We start from the raw sequence: 16,103 nt of genomic DNA, 5'->3' as shown, positions 1-16,103 counted from the left end.
GGAATGTCCTTTCTAAGCGTCCTCACCCGCCGGCAGCGCGCGTCCGATCCCGACCATCGCGCGCTTCTCGTCGCGCGAAAGGATCTCCGCCGCGCCGACCTGCGACCACAATCGCTCGCGATCCTCGGCAAGCGCGGGCACGCGGTCGAGATCGACCTGCAGCGCCGCCCCGGCGATCCACCTCTCCACGCCCTGCGCCAGCCCCGCGCAGATCGTGCCCGCCAGCGGCAGAATCGCCTGACGCAACAGTGCGCGATTGGCTTCCTTGTAATTGGCGTAGGTCGCATCGCCCGGCAGCCCCAACAGCATCGGCGGCCCCCCGAAACTGCACGCGATCTCGCGCGCCGCCGCCGCCTTCATCTCCGCAAAATCGAGATCCGCCGGCGTCAAACTCAGCGCCTGCCATTTGAGCCCCTCCCTCGAGCAGCATCGGCCGCCCGGCATTGCGTGCACCGACAAAGCTCGCATCGAGCTCGTCGCGCAACCGCGCGAACCGCTCGCGCGACAGCGCAGAATCCGTCGCCCGGATCATAGACCAACGCGCTCGACGGCCGCGCGGCATTGTCGAGCAAGGCGGTGTTCCATGCCGCCGCCGCATTGTGCAACGCGATCGCGCCAGCCGCCGCCCCCAGACAGCCGAGCCCATAATGATCATCCAGCGGATGGAACGCCTTGATATGGACGATCTGCGGCCGCGGCTGGTCCGCCATCAGCCGCACCGATTGCGCCCCCCACGCCGTAGCGATACGCGACCGGCCACCCGCCCGCATTGGGCTCGACCGTCACCCGCTCGGGCCGCAGCGCAAACAGCTTGGCGAGCCCCTCCCTGCGCATCGGTCAGCATTTGCACATAGGCATTGCCGTGGAGCAGCAGCTGCGCGGCAAGCGTCGCGGTCAGCGCCTGCCCGCCCGAGCGCACCTGCACCAGCCGCACCAGCTCGGGCGTCCCGCCGAGCGGCGCCTCGCGGAGCGCATCGGCGAGCATCCGCACCGAACGCTGCGCCACGGCGTTGCGCAGATACAGCGCGCGCACCTGTTCCTGGTAACTCGCCGGCACCGCCCCCGCCCCCTCGACGAAGCGCGTGCGCGCACGCTCGGGCACCGGACGCGACTCATCGCGCCCGGCCTTGCGACCGAACAATTTCATGCAGATCTCCTGCTTCTTTCCCCGCCCCTTCTTGCTCCCCTCCCGCTTGCGGGAGGGGCTGGGGGAGGGCCCGCGCTCTACGCAGAACGTCCGGTCAAGGGTCGCGCGGCTACCCGCGCGTCGCGAACCAGATCACGTGGCGCGGCCCCTTGCCGTTCTGCCGCGCCTTGACGACGACCTCCTCGACATGGAAGCCGGCACCCTTCAACCGGGTCACGAAGCGCGGATCGGGCCCGGCCGACCACACTGCGAGCACACCGCCCGGCCGCAGCGCGTCGCGCGTGATCTTCAGCCCGCGCGGCGCATACAGACGGTTGTTCTCCGCGCGCACCAGCCCGTCAGGGCCGTTGTCGACATCGAGCAGGATCGCATCATAGCCCCCTGCCCCCTCGCTCGCGCCCGCCGCGATCGCCGCGGCAACATCGCCCTCGAACACACGCGTCCGCGGATCGTCGAGGCACCCGGCAGTCACCGCCGCCATCGGCCCGCGCGCCCAGGCGAGGATTTCGGGCACCAGCTCGGCAACCGTCGCCTCGGCCTTCGGCCCGACCTGCCCGAGCACCGCGCGCAGCGTGAAACCCATGCCGTATCCGCCGATCAGCACCCGCGGCGCCGCCACGCTGACGATCCGCTCGCACGCCAGCGTGCCGAGCGCCTCTTCGGAGCCATTCATCCGCGTGCTCATCAATTCGTTGCGATCGACCACGATCATGAAGTCCGCGCCGCGGCGGTACAGCGTCATCACGTCCCCACCGGGGATCTGCGCGCTGTCGATCAATTCCCGCGGCACCATCGCTGCGCTCCTTCATGCCGCGGCCGGGGATGGCCGAGCAGCCGGGCCATACGGTGTCGAGCCGGTCTGCGAAAGCCATGGGTGCATTCGGATCGCGGATCGTTCCACCAGCAGGCTCGTTCGACGGCGATGACCGACCGCCACCTCCGCATGCTCGGCTGGATCGCCACCGCGACCGCCATCGCCATTGCCATGTACCTGTCCTAATATCGACCAGATCCGGCTCAACCTCGCCGGCGAGAAAGGCTCGGTGCTCCAGCCGATCGCTACGATCGTCAATTGCGCATCGTGGGTGACCTAAGGCTTTGCGCGCGAAAAACGCGACTGGCCGATCGTGCTCGCCAACGCGCCGGGCGTGGTGCTCGGGCTCGGCGTCCTGCTGACCGCGCTCTAAGCACCGCCCCCTCACAGCGGCCGCACCCGCGCCGCCTTGCACTTGACGATCATCAGCTCGGTCAGCGCCCATACCAGGGCATCGCACCGGTCCGGCGACCGGCTCTACCCGCGATACACCCCGCCGACGAGCAGCCCGCACAGCTCCGCCTCGAGCTCGGGAAACACCCCGACCTACGCCACCTTGCCGCGTTCGTAGAGCGTCGCGACCGGCTCGGCGCGCGCGCTCTTGCCATCCTTGGCATGGACCAGAGCGAGCGGCAGCGCGGCATCGGCGGCGAACAGCACGCTCGCCACCATCTGCCCGCCCTGGTTCTTCTCGGCGATCACGCGGTCGGCGCCATGCCGCGCGGCACACGCCACCACCGCACGCGCCCAGCCCTCGGGCGACAGCCCCGTCACGCTCGCATCCTCGAGCACATAGCCACGCTCGTCTTCCCCGAGCGCGACCGCGACGATCCCGCACGCATCGCCCGTCGGCGCTCCCCGCCCGCGGATCGACCGCGACGACGACGCGCACCAGCTCGGGCGCCGCCGCGACACGGCAATCGTCGAGCATCGCGCGCGTCCACAGCGCACCGTCGAGATCCTCGATCAGCTCGCCCGCAATCTCCTGCCGCCCGAGCCGCGTCCCGCCATATTGCGCCTCGATCGCCTCGAGAAACGCCTCGGGCAGAGGCGGATTGTCATGGCTGCTGCCGCGCGTCTCGATCGTTCCCGCCGCGCCCATCACGCGCTGCATCAGCGGGACTGCGCGCGGCGTCGTCGTCACCACCACGCGCGGGTCGGCGCCCTGCCGCATCCCGAGCATCAGATTGTCCCACGCCGCATCGCCGTAGCGCCATTTGGCGAGCTCGTCGCACCACGCGATCTGGTGCTCTGGCCCGCGCAATTTCTCGGGTGCCGCCGCCGAAAAGATCGCCGCGACCGCGCCCGAATGAAATTCAAGCACGCCATCGGTGCGGCGATAGGAGATCCGCTCGCCGCCATGCGCGACGCAGAGCAGCCCCGCCTCGCCCTCGATCATCACGCGCCGCACATCCTCCTCGGTGGCGCCGACCAAAGCGATCCGCGCCTTGGGATGCGCGCGCGCCATGACGCTGACCCATTCGGCCCCGGCACGCGTCTTGCCGAAGCCGCGCCCCGCGCGGATCAGCCAGACGCGCCACGCACCCGGCGGCGCGAGCTGTCCGGGATGCGCCCAATAGCGCCACGCATTGTTCAGCGTACGCAATTGCGGACGGCTCAGCTGCTTGAGGATCCGAATTTGATCGGCGCGATCGAGTCCGGCGAGTTCGTCGAGCACCGCTTCGAGGCTTGGGCGGTGCGTCGCGCGAGCGCGCTTTACGCGCGTCATGCCAAGATGCTCCCCGGGCGGCGCTTGGCGCGCGCCGCCAGCTTCGCGAGCAAGGCTGCATGGACCTCCTCGGTCGCGACATGCTTGAAGGCAAACGGCGTGGTGCGCGTTTCGGCACGGGTCGCGCTCCCGACCCGCATCGCGTGTTGGTGGCGCAGCAGCGTAAACGCCGCGACCGCGTCGAACGGACCGACGACAATCGCACTTGGGTCGCCGATGACCGCGCCGTCGTCGCCATGTCCAAGCGCGAGCGCGAGCAGTTTTGCCTCGAGCTGCTGGTACCCTGCGTCGAGTGCCAGGCGCCACAGCGCGGCAAAGTCGGCATCGCGCAGGCGCAGCGCGTGCGCACCGCTCGGCGAACTGCCAACCGCCTTGGCGGATTGCACGACGTTGCACGCCACGGCGAGATGATCGAGGAACGCGATACGCCTGGCGACCGTCCATTGATCGGGCCGCGGTACGAGCGCGCTCACCGGCGCACTCTCGACCGAGGCGCCCTCGGCGGGCACGGTCCCGCCCGACCCGCCGACGGCTGGGGCATTACCGACCGGCACACCCTCGACCGGCGCGCACTCGACCGTTCCGCTCTCTGTCATCGCCCTCTCCCGTCGCTGTCCCGCAGAGCGCGCCAAGCAAAAGGGGCCGCAGGCGTTTCCGCCCCGGCCCCTCAGGTCGCATTTCTGCATCGTTCCTGTTATGTACCAAAACAGCGCGACGATGTCAAGCGGATTTGTACCGCTTTGGTTCGTTTAGCGGCAGCGCACCTCCGCATTGTTCTGGTCGACGCTCTTGCCGACGACACCGCCGGCGATCGCGCCGAGGATCGTGCCGACGCCGCGCGAATGGCCACCCGCGATCACGTTGCCGAGCACGCCGCCACCGACCGCGCCGACGATCAGCCCGGTCGTGCCGTCGTTGCGCTTGCAATAATAGCGATTGTCGGTGCCGCGATAGATGCGGTCGTCGCTGCTTAGCACGCGCTCCTGATAGCGCGACGGATCGGCGCGATAATAGCGTGTGGGATCATATCCGGCTTCGTCGCGATCGTCGTAGCGCGGATCGGCATAGCGCGGGTCAGGATAGCTCGAGTCGTTGTAAGCCGGCCGGACGTCGCGATAGCCGCGCGCGCGCGCCTGCTGATAGCGGTCGAACTCGGCGCGGAAGATGCCGAGCTCGTTGTCGAGTCGCTGCTGCGCCTGGGCGAAACGCTGCTCGTCCGCCTGGCTCTGCGCGAGCGCCGGCGAGGCAAGGCTCGTGCCGGCGATCAGCAGCGCAAGCGCGGGAGCAAAGGAAGCAAGACGACGCATAAAAGACCTCCAAATGGTTACGGACCCATAACGACGTGAGCCGCCTTTGGTTGCGCCCGAAGCGGACCAATCTCAGACGATCGCATCGACCACAGCACGCCACGCCGCGACTTCCTCGTCATGGCGCGCCGTCACGGTGACGGGCCCGGCTGTGCGCGTGTCGAGATGAACATCTACCGAACCGCGCCATTCGACCGTCGCATTGCCCGACAGCCGCACCATCCCGTCCTCGCGCGCCTCGACGCGGACCAGCCCGCCGCGGTTGCGCACGGTGATCTCGGTGCCGAAGCCGCAGCGCCTCGTCAGGCACGCGGCATAGGTCGATGCCGCCATCGCGCTGCCGCAGCTGTCGGTCAGCCCGACCCCGCGCTCGAAGGTGCGGACGAACAGCACGTTGCTGCCCTGGACCTCGACGAACGAGACGTTGGCGCGGTTGGGCAGCCAGTCGGGCGCCGCCTCGCATTGCTCGCCGAGCGCGACGAGTTCGGCCTCGTCGATCGTCTCGACGAAGCTGACGAGATGCGGGTTGGGGATCGCTACCGCGGTAAATGCGCGGTCGCTGCCGAGCTGCGCGATCGGCGCCTCTACGATCCGCTCGACCCCGGTCCGCATCGGCCAGTGCGACACATCGAGATCGACCGGCCCCGCGACCTCGCGGATCGTCACCACGCCCGCGGCGAGATCGGGGTCGCGCGACACATGCGCATCCGACGTCTTGAGCCGCACGCGCGCCTCCTCGATCCCCAGCGCCTCGAACCCCGCGCGCGCCACGCAGCGCAAGCCGTTGAGGCAGGTCTCGGCCTCGCTCCCATCCGAATTGAACATCCGCATGCCGAAATCGTGCGTCGCATCGCCCGCGGTGAGGAGCAGAATCCCGTCGCCGCCGACCGTACCGCCGCGATCCGCCAGCGCGACTGCAACGCGCGGCCAATCCGCTTCGGGCAGCGCGAGGTCCCGCGCGTCGATCAGCGGGAAGTCATTGCCCGAGCCATGGCATTTGAGAAAGTCTATGTTCATGAACAGCGCCTTAGCGGGACTAGCGGGAAAGCGACAAGCCGCGCGCGATGGTCCGCACGTCTCGGACGGCGGGCGGCCGGCGGTTAGAGCCGGTTACAATAGCCGATATCGGGTTTCGCCTGCCCCGCGACCTGCAGCCGCCAGATCCGCTGCAACGCGTCGATCCCAGTCTCTTCGACGACCTGCACCAGCCCCGCCGCGAGTTCGACGAACCCGTCCCACTGCGCCGCCACCGCCACGTTGAACGCGTCCTGCCCGATCTCGCCGATCAGCGTGGTCGCGGCATCGGGCGCGAAGAACCAGACGGGCTTGGGGTCGAGCGGCGCCACCGCCGCAGTGCCGGCATCGTAATGCGTCACCCCGACGCGCAGGCACGCCGCGATCCGCCCCGCCACCTGCGCATAGACCGCCTCGAGCAGCGCCGCGTCACCGGCGAAATCGATCAGCACGCTCGACCCCGTCGGCGCGAGCGTCTCGATCGCGTCATACGCCAACACGGTGTCATAGAGTCCGGTGCCCTCGACAAAGGCGCGGTTCGCCGCCGAGGTCAGCCCGATCCGCTGCACCCCCGGGCTGCGCTCGCGCAGGACATAAGCGGTGCCGAGCGCGGTCTTGCTCGACGCGCTGGTGAGGACGACGCTCTCGCCGCCATGGAAATCGGCGCGGCGCAATGCATCTTCGATCAGGAAGCTGGTGAGGAACAGCGGCTCGAACAGCATCCGCAACGCCTCGCGCTCGGGTGTCGCAGGGAGTTCGGCGCCGAGCCGGCGATACTGGTTATAGACCACGCTCATCGGCTGGCGATGCGGCGCCATGTCGCGGAACAGCCCGCGACCGATCTTGCCCGGCATGACGATCAGGTGCGACGCCATAGGCATGAAGCCATAGACGCGCTCGCCCACGGCAATCTCGGGACAGCGCGAAGCGACGACACGCGCAAAGCCCCACGCCGGGACCACGCCCCACCCTTCCGGTGCGGAAAAGAAATTCCAATAGCCGACCGTCGCACCGACCACGGCATAGGTCACCGTATTGGCGGTCAGCGCGAACGCCTCGACCTGCAGCAATACCTCGCCCTCACCAGCCTCAGGCGCGAGCGTCTCGTTGATCGCAAGCTGGTCGAGCGCATCGCGCCGCACCAGCATTTCGCGCTTAATCGGCATTCCGGTCTCCTCGTTGCGTCGCCACATCATGGCCGGGCGAGCGGCACAAGGCCAGTGTTATGCCGGTTGCGTAACGTCTTGCGGCACCGCCACGCCGATCGACCGCGCGGCGATCGCGGATAAGGGGCTCGCGCGCGTCACGCCCGGCGACCGCGTCGCCCGCGCCTGCTCGAGCCGCTGCGCCAGTACCAAGGCGACGAGCCGCGCGCGATAGAGCTTTTCGAGATCCTCGTGCATCGCGCGGATCGCGTCGCACGGCGCCAGGTCGGCAAGTTCGAGGTGCGTATCGATCTGGTGTTGCAGGTGCGCGGCATGGATCGACAAAGGCATCAGCGGCTTGTCGTTGATCTGAATTAGCGAAGCGTGCGCGATTGTGGTTAAAATACGCCAATGGCCGCGGCGGCGTTCGCAGCGTGCGCGCGCCGCCGGACTCCCGCAGCAAAACATCGCATATCCGGCGCCCCCGGGGCACGCCCGGGGGATCATCGCAACCCGTAAAAATCGGCCAGCCGGTCGAGCGCGAGCGTCAGCACCAAACGCCCCGCACGCTGCGGCCAGCCGAGCGCCTTCTCGGCGACCGGCAACGCCTCCCCGGCGCACACCACGCGCCACAGCACGTCGCGCAGTCCCTTGCCGACCGCATCGATCGCCGCATCGAAGCGCCGCTTGGCGGCGATCTGCGCGAGCATCGGATCGAGCGCCTCCCCCGCGCCGCGCGCGCCATCGACGCGTTCGTTCCACCCCATCGTCACACGCGCCGCGAGCGCCGCCATCTCGTAATCGCCACGCAATCGCTCGCCCGCCTCGAACTGGCGCGCATCGACCAGCCCGCGCGCGCGCAGCCAGCCAAGCGGTGACTCAGCCTGGTTGACCGTGACGCTCCGCCGCGCCTTGGCCCGACCGGACGTCGCCCGCTCGCGCCCGATCACGCCATCGACGAAATCGCGTTCCACCAAATCCCGCATTGCCCTGCTCCTTGCTCGAGTCGCGAAAGGGGATTGCCATGCAGGCGCGCCTGTAGGACAGCGAAAAAACCGATCTGGTTAGGAGCCGCCGATGATCACCGCGATTCGCGAAGTCCGTCGCGCCAAGGGAATGACGCTCGACGATGTCGCGCGCGCCTGCGTGCCCCCGACCACCGCCCAGACGATCGGCCGCCTCGAGACCGGGACGAGGACAGTTTCCGTCGGCTGGCTTAACAGAATCGCCGCCGCGCTCGGCGTCCAGGCGGCCGATCTCGTCACGCTGCCCAATCGCGCCGACATCGCCGTCGCCGCCTTGCTCGACCCGAGCGGCGCGCACGCCCCGCGCCAGCCCGCCACCGTCATCCCACCGGCCGCCGCGCCCGAGCATGTCGCGGTCAGCGTCCAGGCCGGCGTCGGCGAGTATCGCGCCGGCGACCAGATCTGGTGCGCGCGGCTCACGCCCGATCGCTTCGCCACCGCGCTCAACCGCGACGTGCTCGTTCCGCGACCCGCCGGGCGCTTCCTGTTCGGGCGGCTGATCGGCCGCGAAGGCCCCGCGTCGGGGGGCGGGGGCGGCAAGCTGCATCTGCTGCCGCTCGGCCCGGGCTCGCGCCAGCAGGTCGTCGCCGATCCCGCCTGGATCGCGACCGCCGTCACGCTGGTGCGCAGCCTGTGATGCGCGCGCTCCTGCTCGCCGCGCTCGCCGCCGTCCAGAGCGTCGCCCAGCCCGCGCCAACCGCCGCGCCCGCCCCGATCACCCCCGAACCCGCGCGCATCCTTGCCAGCTATCCGCACGATACCAGCGCCTTCACCGAGGGCCTGCTGATCGACCATGGCACGCTGTACGAGAGCACCGGCCGCGAAGGCCAGTCGGACATCCGCCGCGTCGATCTGACCAGCGGACGCGTGCTCGCGCGCGTGAAGCTCCCGCCGGCCCTTTTCGGCGAGGGGATCGTCGCATGGCGGAAAGAACTGTTCAGCGTCACCTGGCACGGCGGACAGGGCTTCCGCTGGACCCTCCCCGCGTTGAAGCGCAGCGGCGGCTTCCGCTACGAAGGCGAAGGCTGGGCGATGACCGAGGACGGCCACGCGCTGATCCTCTCGGACGGCACGCCCGTGCTGCGCTATTTCGATCCGGCGACGCAGAAGGTCGTGCGGCGGCTGACCGTGACGCTCGGCGGGCGCCCGCTCGAGCGGCTCAACGAGCTCGAATATGTCGATGGCGAGATTCTCGCGAACATCTGGATGACGCGCTACATCGTCCGGATCGACCCGGCCGACGGGCATGTCCGCGGAGTGATCGACCTTGCGCCGTTGATTGCGCAGGTCGGCGCGACCGATCGCGATTCGGTCCCCAACGGCATCGCCTATGACCGCGCGGCGCATAAGCTGTACGTCACGGGCAAGAACTGGCCGCGGCTGTTCGAGATCGCGCTGCCGCAGACGACCCCGTAACGCAACCTGCTCGAAAAGGCGGGGACGGCGGCAACGCCGCCCCGCCCGTTGCGCCTCAGCAGCTGCAGCCGAAACCCTTTTTCAGGATCAGCTGACCGGCCGCCGACAGCGTCACCTGCACGCCGCACGGAATGCCCCATTTGGTGCAGATGTCGAGGCAGGCCTGGACCGCGGTGCCATTGGGCACCCAGCTCGGGACGCTGAAGCATTTGCTGCCGATGCCGGCTGGCAAATTGAGGCAGACCTGGCCGTCCTTGACGGTGACGCTGATACACTGCGCGCCGACCAGCAGCGCGCCGTCGGTCAGCTCGATCGCTTCGGGCGCCAGCCCTGCGCGGAGCGTCTCGCTATGCGCGGCCGCCGCCGCCAGCGATTGCTCGATGATCTTCGGGTCGAATGATGCATGTTCGTGCGTTGCCATGATGATCCTCCTTGGTGTTGCCAGAAACTGGCAGCGACAAGTCTATCAATTCGGCAGCGATGGCCGCGCGGAGACGCACCCGTTTCGGCGGGAAGCGGGCGGCCGGGTTGCGGAAGATGGGAGAGGTGGTGGGCGATGACGGGCTCGAACCGCCGACATTCTCGGTGTAAACGAGACGCTCTACCAACTGAGCTAATCGCCCTCGCTCTCGCGAGACGCCAGGAAAGCTGCGGCCATTACCTCGCGGAAGAACATGGCCAGCCTTCCTTGCGCGTTGGCCAGATAGTCCGGATCATATTTCGCGTAAACCCCAGTCGTCCCTTTCCTTGCGCGTTGGGCGGCACGCGGTTGCTGCGAGATTGGTCGAGATTGTTGGCGGACGGGCTCTTGGGACATCCTCGTCGCCCCCGTTCAGCCGGCGGCGCAGCGTCCGCCGCGACATGCGGGTCGGACCGCTCGAATGCGGACGATTCGGCTTGCCAGGCGACCAAGTCTGGCGGAGCATATAAACGCTCGACGTATCGCCGACATTGACATAGCTTTCTAACCGGGGAGCATAAAATGACCGAGCCTAGCGTATGGATGGTGGATCAGCTGACCGCTGCAAAAGTGGTTCGCGAACTGGATCTTAGCGTCACCGAGAGCCAGATGCAGCATCTGGCGGAACTCTTGGCCGAACATCGCATAAACACCCTCGACCTAGGGGTATCGCGCGTACAGTCGAAGATATCGGACGCGATCCAGGACGTCCTCAGCCGCCATCGGCATATGACAAATGACTGGTCCGACGGATGCAGGTTCGCCGAAGCCGCGATCTATACGGCAACGTTGGACGCAATTCGGGACATGAAACCGAAACAGCAGCGATCCAAGGGACAGGTCCTTCGATCGTTCCTTCGCCAGGCCCGGACCGCCCAAGCGGCGGCCGATCCGATCTTCATGCGGATCGAAGCGCCGTCCGGCAAGGGCTCCGCTAGAAGCGCAAACGGCGCCACCTAGCCCGCGCAATACGCGCGCCGGCTGCCGGGTATGCGCTAGGCAATCGCCATGCCGGCCTGGCGTAACGCCGCGAAATAGTGGCGCATCCCCAGGCTCGCCCGGCGGGACAGGCCCATGAACGCGCGGCGCCGGTCGAACGGATCGGGGCGGCGTTCGAACAGTCCCGCTTCGGTCATCCGCGCGATTCAGCGCAGCGCCGTCGTCGGCGCCACCGCCGCGGCGATGCACAGGCTCGAAACCGAGACCTGCGCTCGCTCCAGTTCGGCGGCGAACAGATCGAGCAGCATGTCCCACGCGGGATCCTCGAACAGCCCGCCGCCGAAATGTTGGTCGCGCAGCCGCCGCGCGCGGATCGCCTGACGGATATCGCGCGGGGCGATCTCGAACGCCCTCGTGTCGGGCGGCGGGGCGCGATACGACATCGTCGGCTCCTCGACGCTGCGTGCGAAGCTCTGCTCGGCGTGCGGCCCCGCATCATCGCGCGTCAGTCGCGCGAGCGTCTCGGCGATGCGCGCGACCTCTTCGTGCAGGCGGCGCAGCCGGACGGCTTCGGTCTCGCGGACCACGTCATGCGCACGGTCGCCGTGCTAGCTGCCGGCCAGGCACAGGGCGACGACGCGATCGGCGAGCGTCGGCGCGCACAGCAGATCGACCCCCGGGCCCGCGAGCGCGCTGGTCACCAGATCGATCTGATTCGGTTCGATCGTCGCGACGATGCGAGCGGGCTCGCGCCGCGCGATGGCATCGAGCACGGGCAGGACCCGGGCGAGCAGATCGTCGTCGATCCCCGCCGCCTCGGTCAGCACGATCGCGACCGCGCCCTGCTGCTCGAACCGATCGAGCGCGTCGTCCCACCCGATCCGCGCAAGCAAGCGTCCCTGCGCCGCCGCGACCGCATCCTCGGCCGTGCGCGCCGCCGCATCGCTGGCGATGATCAACACACCGTCGGGCGAAGCGCCGCGCACGGCCCACTGTGTCGAATGCGTCGTCGCGACCATCTCCGCTCGCCCCTAGTGCCCGGCATATGCCGTAGCGTGATCCGCAAATTACGCATTACTCCGAAACGGAATAGCCCAAGTCACGCCGATTCGGGGGTAACCCGTGGCGCGGCAACGGATGCGGCAGAGGCTTTCATCCGGAACGGACGAGATTATCTTCGACCAGAACGGCGGATTGCCCCGCGTGCCTAGCGGCCAGGGTCGTGAGCGCCGCCACGGGTCATTCGATCGCCTTGACGATTTCCTCGACCATCTTCTTGGCGTCGCCGAGCAGCATCATGGTGTTGTCCATGTAGAACACGTCGTTGTCGACGCCGGCATAGCCGACCCCGCCCATCGAGCGCTTAATGAACAAGACGGTCTTGGCCTTTTCGACGTCGAGCACGGGCATGCCGTAGATCGGCGAGCTCTTGTCGGTCTTGGCCGCCGGGTTGGTGACGTCGTTGGCGCCGATCACGAAGGCGACGTCGGTCTGCGCGAATTCGGAGTTGATGTCCTCGAGCTCGAACACGTCGTCATACGGCACATTGGCTTCGGCGAGCAGCACGTTCATGTGCCCCGGCATACGGCCCGCGACGGGGTGGATCGCGTATTTCACGCGAACGCCGTGTTCTTTGAGCTTGTCGCCCATCTCGCGCAGCACGTGCTGCGCCTGGCTCACCGCCATGCCGTAGCCTGGCACGATGATGACCTGTTCGGCCTGGCCGAGCAGGAAGGCGGCGTCCTCGGCCGAGCCGCGCTTCCACGGCCGGTCGGTCGCAGCTGCGGCCGCGCCCCCCGCGCTGTCGCCGCCGAAGCCGCCCGCGATCACGCTGATGAAGCTGCGGTTCATCGCCTTGCACATGATGTAGCTGAGGATCGCGCCCGACGATCCGACCAAAGCGCCGGTGATGATCATCGCCGTATTGTGCAGCGTGAAGCCCATCGCCGCCGCCGCCCAGCCCGAATAGGAATTGAGCATCGACACGACGACCGGCATGTCGGCGCCGCCGATCGGGATTATCAGCAGGAAGCCGATCACGAAACTGAGGACCGTGATCGTCCAGAAGATCCACGGGCTTTGGTCCTGCGTGAAATAGGCGATCAGCCCGAGGATCGCGGCGAGCACGCCGAGATTGATGACATGGCGTCCCGGCAGCATGATCGGCTTGCCGCCCATATTGCCGTTGAGCTTGAGGAAGGCGATGACGGAGCCCGAGAAGGTGATCGCGCCGATCGCAACGCCGAGGCCCATCTCGATCCGGCTGACCGGGAAGATATAGGCGAGCGGTACGCCGGTGTCGGACACGAGCATCTGCGCAATGCCGAACGCGCCGGGATTGAGATAGGCGGCACACGCCACGAGCACCGCGGCGAGCCCGACCAGCGAGTGGAAGGCGGCAACGAGCTGCGGCATGTCGGTCATCGCGATCCGCCGCGCCGTGGTCACGCCGATCACCGCGCCGATGCCGATCGCGGCGAGGATCTCGACAAAGGTCAGCGCATCGATCCGCGACAGCATCGCGACATAGTCGAAGCCGCTATCGGTCGTGCCCACAGCGAGCGTCTGGATCGTCGGGACATGCGTGATGAGCGTCGTCACGACCGCGATGGTCATGCCGATGATGCCCATGCGGTTGCCGCGCTGCGACGTCGCCGGGCTCGACAGCCCGCGCAGCGCGAGGATGAAGCACACCCCTGCGACGAGATAGGCGAGCGATGCCCAGGGATTGACCGTTAAATGTTCCACGTGTTCGAACCCCTTACCGTCACCCCGGACCCGTTCCGGGGTCCACCGCGCCATTTGCCCCAGCGTCAGTGGATGAGTGGACCCCGGCACGAGGCCGGGGTGACGAAATTCAGTGCTTCGCCGCCGCCGGCGCCTTCTTCTTGTACATCGCCAGCATCCGCGCGGTGACCGCAAAGCCGCCGAAGATGTTGACGCTCGCCAGCACCACCGCGAGCAGCCCGAGCCATTTCGACGTCGCCCCGCCACCGCCGATCCCGGCCGCGGCGGCCGCGATGAGCGCGCCGACGATGATCACGCTAGAAATCGCATTGGTCACCGCCATAAGCGGCGTATGCAGCGCCGGCGTCACCGACCAGACGACGTAATAGCCGACGAAGCAGGCCATCACGAAGATCGAGAGAATCGAGATGAAATCCATGGTCAGTCCCCCAGTCGGTCAGGCGGCGGCGCGGCGAGGGTGTGGGACGGGACGCCCCATTTCCTGCGCCGCCTCGATCCAGCACCCGATCGCGTCGTAGATATTGTCGAGCGCCTCTTGCGGGGTCTCGCCATCGGAACGGCAGCCCGGAAGTTCCGGGGCAACCGCAGTATAGCCGCCGCCATCCGCGGCGGAGAGCGGCAGGATGTCGACTTCATAATCGAACGGATTCATCTCCGTAATCCCTGCACTGCGTCGACGAACCGTACGAGCTCCCGGATGTAGATCGGCTTGATCGGCCGATGCGCCGGGATCGTCAGGATTTCGGGTCGCTCGACATGCTTCACCTTATAATGTGACCCCTTGCGCGGTGGCGTGCAAGCGATCCCGAACCCGTTGCACACCGCCGCCACATCCTCGACCCGCCAATCGCGCGGGTTGGCGCGCATGCGCTCGAGGAGTTTGTCGGCATTGGCCACGGCCGGGCATCACCCCAGCAACCGCGCGTTGACGACCTTGCCACCCTGCGTCAGCCGGATCGCATCGCCGATCTCGGCATCGAGCACGGGCTTGCCGGCTTCCTTGTCCCAGAAGGCGTTGAGGAAATTGTACAAATTGCGCGAGAACAGCGCCGACGCATCCGCCGCGAGCCGCGACGCCACGTTGCGATAGCCGACGATCGACACGCCGTTGACCACGACCACCTCGCCTGCGACCGCACCCTCGACATTGCCGCCCGCCTCAACCGCGAGATCGACGATCACCGAACCCGGCTTCATGCTCGCCACCTGCGCCGCCGAGATCAGCCGCGGCGCGGGGCGCCCCGGGATCAGCGCCGTCGTGATGACGATATCCTGCTTGGCGATATGCCCCGAGACGAGCTCGGCCTGCGCCGCCTGATATTCGGGGCTCATCTCGCCGGCATAGCCGCCCGAGCCTTCGCCCTCGATCCCCGCGACATTCTCGACGAAGATCGGCTTGGCGCCGAGCGACTGGATCTGCTCCCTGGTCGCCGAACGCACATCGGTTGCCGAGACCTGCGCGCCCAAGCGCCGCGCGGTGGCGATCGCCTGCAAACCGGCGACACCGACGCCCATCACGAACACGCGCGCCGCCGAAACAGTGCCCGCCGCGGTCATCATCATCGGAAAGGCGCGGCCATAAACGCCGGCGGCATCGAGCACCGCTTTGTACCCGGCCAAGTTCGACTGGGACGAGAGGATATCCATCGACTGCGCGCGCGTAATGCGCGGCATGAACTCCATCGCCAGCGCCTCGAGGCCCGCAGCGGCATAACCGTCAATCCGCGCGCGATCGGCAAACGGGTTGAGCCCGGCAACGAGCCACGCACCCGGCGCCACGCCCGCGAGCGCATCGGCCGACGGCCCCTGCACGCCCAGCACGATCTCCGCACCCGCCAGCGTCGCGGCGCGGTCGGCGACGGTCGCGCCGACCGCCGCATAATCGGCATCGGCGATCGAGGCGGTCGCGCCGGCGCCAGCCTCGACCGCGACGTTCGCGCCGAGCGCCATGAATTTCTTGACCGTTTCGGGGGTCGCGGCAACGCGGCGCTCGCCCTCGAGCGTTTCGCGGAGGACGGCGATCTTCACGCCTACTTGCCCGAAACCAGCCACACCACCGCAAAGGCGATGATGAAGACCGCGACCGCGCCATATTTCATGACGTTGATGACCTTGTCATAGGTCGCACGGTGGACCTGCATGTCGTTGTCGGCAGCCATCGATCATCCCCTGAAAGACGGGGTAGTCCCCCGGTTCGTCTCCGTGCTTAGCTTGGCGAACGCTTCGCCTCAACCCCTGCGCATATCGCCGCTCCGTTCAGCGGCATCTGTCCCGCGCGTCCCAAGCAGGGGCGTTTTAAGCCCGTTTTCACACCTTCGCGCTAAGCCTTCGGACGGGATTCGACACGAATGGGATGAAC

At 67.8% G+C, this 16,103-nt stretch carries 20 protein-coding genes, 1 tRNA gene and 2 pseudogenes; 3 read left to right on the top strand and 20 right to left on the bottom strand.

What is annotated here, in order from left to right; translation table 11 throughout:
• Positions 1 to 12: 12 nt before the first annotated feature.
• The 9 genes and pseudogenes from EAH76_RS24740 to EAH76_RS21010 all read right to left on the bottom strand — a co-directional run bounded on the left by EAH76_RS24740 (position 13) and on the right by EAH76_RS21010 (position 8,142).
• Positions 13 to 1,147: pseudogene (locus EAH76_RS24740) on the bottom strand (phage portal protein).
• 109 nt (positions 1,148 to 1,256) lie between these two features.
• Positions 1,257 to 1,940 carry a spermidine synthase gene (locus EAH76_RS21050; protein ID WP_140852229.1) on the bottom strand — a complete coding sequence of 228 codons (684 nt, stop codon included), beginning with the start codon at positions 1,938 to 1,940 and terminating at the stop codon, positions 1,257 to 1,259.
• Between the two features lie 405 nt (positions 1,941 to 2,345).
• Positions 2,346 to 3,690: pseudogene (locus tag EAH76_RS21040) on the bottom strand (DNA-packaging protein).
• The gene (locus tag EAH76_RS21035; protein ID WP_140852228.1) at positions 3,687 to 4,286 is read right to left on the bottom strand and encodes a hypothetical protein; all 600 of its coding nucleotides are present in this window, start codon (positions 4,284 to 4,286) and stop codon (positions 3,687 to 3,689) included. The pseudogene EAH76_RS21040 and the gene EAH76_RS21035 overlap by 4 nt, the downstream one beginning before the upstream one ends.
• Positions 4,287 to 4,439: 153 nt before the next feature.
• Positions 4,440 to 4,997 carry a glycine zipper 2TM domain-containing protein gene (locus EAH76_RS21030; RefSeq protein ID WP_194151057.1) on the bottom strand — a complete coding sequence of 186 codons (558 nt, stop codon included), beginning with the start codon at positions 4,995 to 4,997 and terminating at the stop codon, positions 4,440 to 4,442.
• Positions 4,998 to 5,069: 72 nt separating this feature from the next.
• A complete protein-coding gene (dapF, locus tag EAH76_RS21025; RefSeq protein WP_140852227.1) occupies positions 5,070 to 6,014 on the bottom strand; it encodes a diaminopimelate epimerase in 945 nt (314 codons plus the stop codon).
• 83 nt (positions 6,015 to 6,097) lie between these two features.
• The gene (locus EAH76_RS21020; RefSeq protein ID WP_241659820.1) at positions 6,098 to 7,177 is read right to left on the bottom strand and encodes a DUF2855 family protein; all 1,080 of its coding nucleotides are present in this window, start codon (positions 7,175 to 7,177) and stop codon (positions 6,098 to 6,100) included.
• Between the two features lie 57 nt (positions 7,178 to 7,234).
• Entirely contained in the window at positions 7,235 to 7,507 is a 273-nt protein-coding gene (locus EAH76_RS21015; protein ID WP_140852225.1) for a hypothetical protein, read from the bottom strand.
• 152 nt (positions 7,508 to 7,659) lie between these two features.
• On the bottom strand, positions 7,660 to 8,142 hold the full coding sequence (locus EAH76_RS21010) for a DUF6456 domain-containing protein (RefSeq protein WP_140852224.1): 483 nt from the start codon (positions 8,140 to 8,142) through the stop codon (positions 7,660 to 7,662).
• 91 nt (positions 8,143 to 8,233) lie between these two features.
• On the opposite strand from EAH76_RS21010, the gene EAH76_RS21005 reads away from it, so the two are divergent.
• Entirely contained in the window at positions 8,234 to 8,818 is a 585-nt protein-coding gene (locus EAH76_RS21005) for a helix-turn-helix domain-containing protein (RefSeq protein WP_140852223.1), read from the top strand.
• Positions 8,818 to 9,597 carry a glutaminyl-peptide cyclotransferase gene (locus EAH76_RS21000; protein WP_431358007.1) on the top strand — a complete coding sequence of 260 codons (780 nt, stop codon included), beginning with the start codon at positions 8,818 to 8,820 and terminating at the stop codon, positions 9,595 to 9,597. Before EAH76_RS21005 ends, EAH76_RS21000 begins: the two co-directional genes overlap by 1 nt.
• Positions 9,598 to 9,652: 55 nt before the next feature.
• Here the strand turns inward: EAH76_RS21000 and EAH76_RS20995 are convergent, their stop codons facing one another.
• Together EAH76_RS20995 and EAH76_RS20990 are read right to left on the bottom strand one after the other, a co-directional pair.
• The gene (locus EAH76_RS20995; protein ID WP_140852221.1) at positions 9,653 to 10,018 is read right to left on the bottom strand and encodes a hypothetical protein; all 366 of its coding nucleotides are present in this window, start codon (positions 10,016 to 10,018) and stop codon (positions 9,653 to 9,655) included.
• 126 nt (positions 10,019 to 10,144) lie between these two features.
• Positions 10,145 to 10,220 (bottom strand) — tRNA-Val (locus tag EAH76_RS20990).
• 359 nt (positions 10,221 to 10,579) lie between these two features.
• On the opposite strand from EAH76_RS20990, the gene EAH76_RS20985 reads away from it, so the two are divergent.
• Positions 10,580 to 11,017, top strand: a complete 438-nt coding sequence (locus EAH76_RS20985; RefSeq protein WP_140852220.1) for a hypothetical protein — start codon at positions 10,580 to 10,582, stop codon at positions 11,015 to 11,017.
• A 35-nt stretch (positions 11,018 to 11,052) separates the two neighbouring features.
• Here the strand turns inward: EAH76_RS20985 and EAH76_RS24030 are convergent, their stop codons facing one another.
• The 9 genes from EAH76_RS24030 to EAH76_RS20945 form a co-directional block, all read right to left on the bottom strand.
• The gene (locus EAH76_RS24030) at positions 11,053 to 11,193 is read right to left on the bottom strand and encodes a hypothetical protein (RefSeq protein ID WP_161989106.1); all 141 of its coding nucleotides are present in this window, start codon (positions 11,191 to 11,193) and stop codon (positions 11,053 to 11,055) included.
• Between the two features lie 9 nt (positions 11,194 to 11,202).
• Positions 11,203 to 11,583 (bottom strand): hypothetical protein, encoded by a 381-nt coding sequence (locus EAH76_RS20980; protein WP_140852219.1) that lies wholly within the window; start codon positions 11,581 to 11,583, stop codon positions 11,203 to 11,205.
• A gap of 21 nt (positions 11,584 to 11,604) precedes the next feature.
• Complete coding sequence (locus tag EAH76_RS20975) at positions 11,605 to 11,982, bottom strand: hypothetical protein (RefSeq protein ID WP_140852218.1); 378 nt, start codon at positions 11,980 to 11,982, stop codon at positions 11,605 to 11,607.
• Positions 11,983 to 12,235: 253 nt separating this feature from the next.
• On the bottom strand, positions 12,236 to 13,744 hold the full coding sequence (locus EAH76_RS20970) for an NAD(P)(+) transhydrogenase (Re/Si-specific) subunit beta (protein ID WP_140852217.1): 1,509 nt from the start codon (positions 13,742 to 13,744) through the stop codon (positions 12,236 to 12,238).
• 109 nt (positions 13,745 to 13,853) lie between these two features.
• Positions 13,854 to 14,162, bottom strand: coding sequence for a proton-translocating transhydrogenase family protein (locus EAH76_RS20965; RefSeq protein WP_140852216.1), 309 nt, complete (start codon positions 14,160 to 14,162; stop codon positions 13,854 to 13,856).
• A gap of 18 nt (positions 14,163 to 14,180) precedes the next feature.
• A complete protein-coding gene (locus tag EAH76_RS20960; protein WP_140852215.1) occupies positions 14,181 to 14,396 on the bottom strand; it encodes a type II toxin-antitoxin system HicB family antitoxin in 216 nt (71 codons plus the stop codon).
• Complete coding sequence (locus tag EAH76_RS20955) at positions 14,393 to 14,641, bottom strand: type II toxin-antitoxin system HicA family toxin (protein WP_140852214.1); 249 nt, start codon at positions 14,639 to 14,641, stop codon at positions 14,393 to 14,395. The genes EAH76_RS20960 and EAH76_RS20955 overlap by 4 nt, the downstream gene beginning before the upstream one ends.
• A gap of 9 nt (positions 14,642 to 14,650) precedes the next feature.
• On the bottom strand, positions 14,651 to 15,772 hold the full coding sequence (locus EAH76_RS20950; protein ID WP_140852213.1) for an NAD(P) transhydrogenase subunit alpha: 1,122 nt from the start codon (positions 15,770 to 15,772) through the stop codon (positions 14,651 to 14,653).
• A 2-nt stretch (positions 15,773 to 15,774) separates the two neighbouring features.
• A complete protein-coding gene (locus EAH76_RS20945; RefSeq protein ID WP_241659819.1) occupies positions 15,775 to 15,903 on the bottom strand; it encodes an aa3-type cytochrome c oxidase subunit IV in 129 nt (42 codons plus the stop codon).
• Positions 15,904 to 16,103 lie beyond the last annotated feature (200 nt).

It is taken from the genome of Sphingomonas glacialis (assembly GCF_006439055.1).
Lineage (GTDB): Bacteria > Pseudomonadota > Alphaproteobacteria > Sphingomonadales > Sphingomonadaceae > Sphingomonas > Sphingomonas glacialis_A.
The sequence above is the reverse complement of the archived record's forward strand: the minus strand, read 5'-3'. Positions and strand labels throughout refer to the sequence as shown.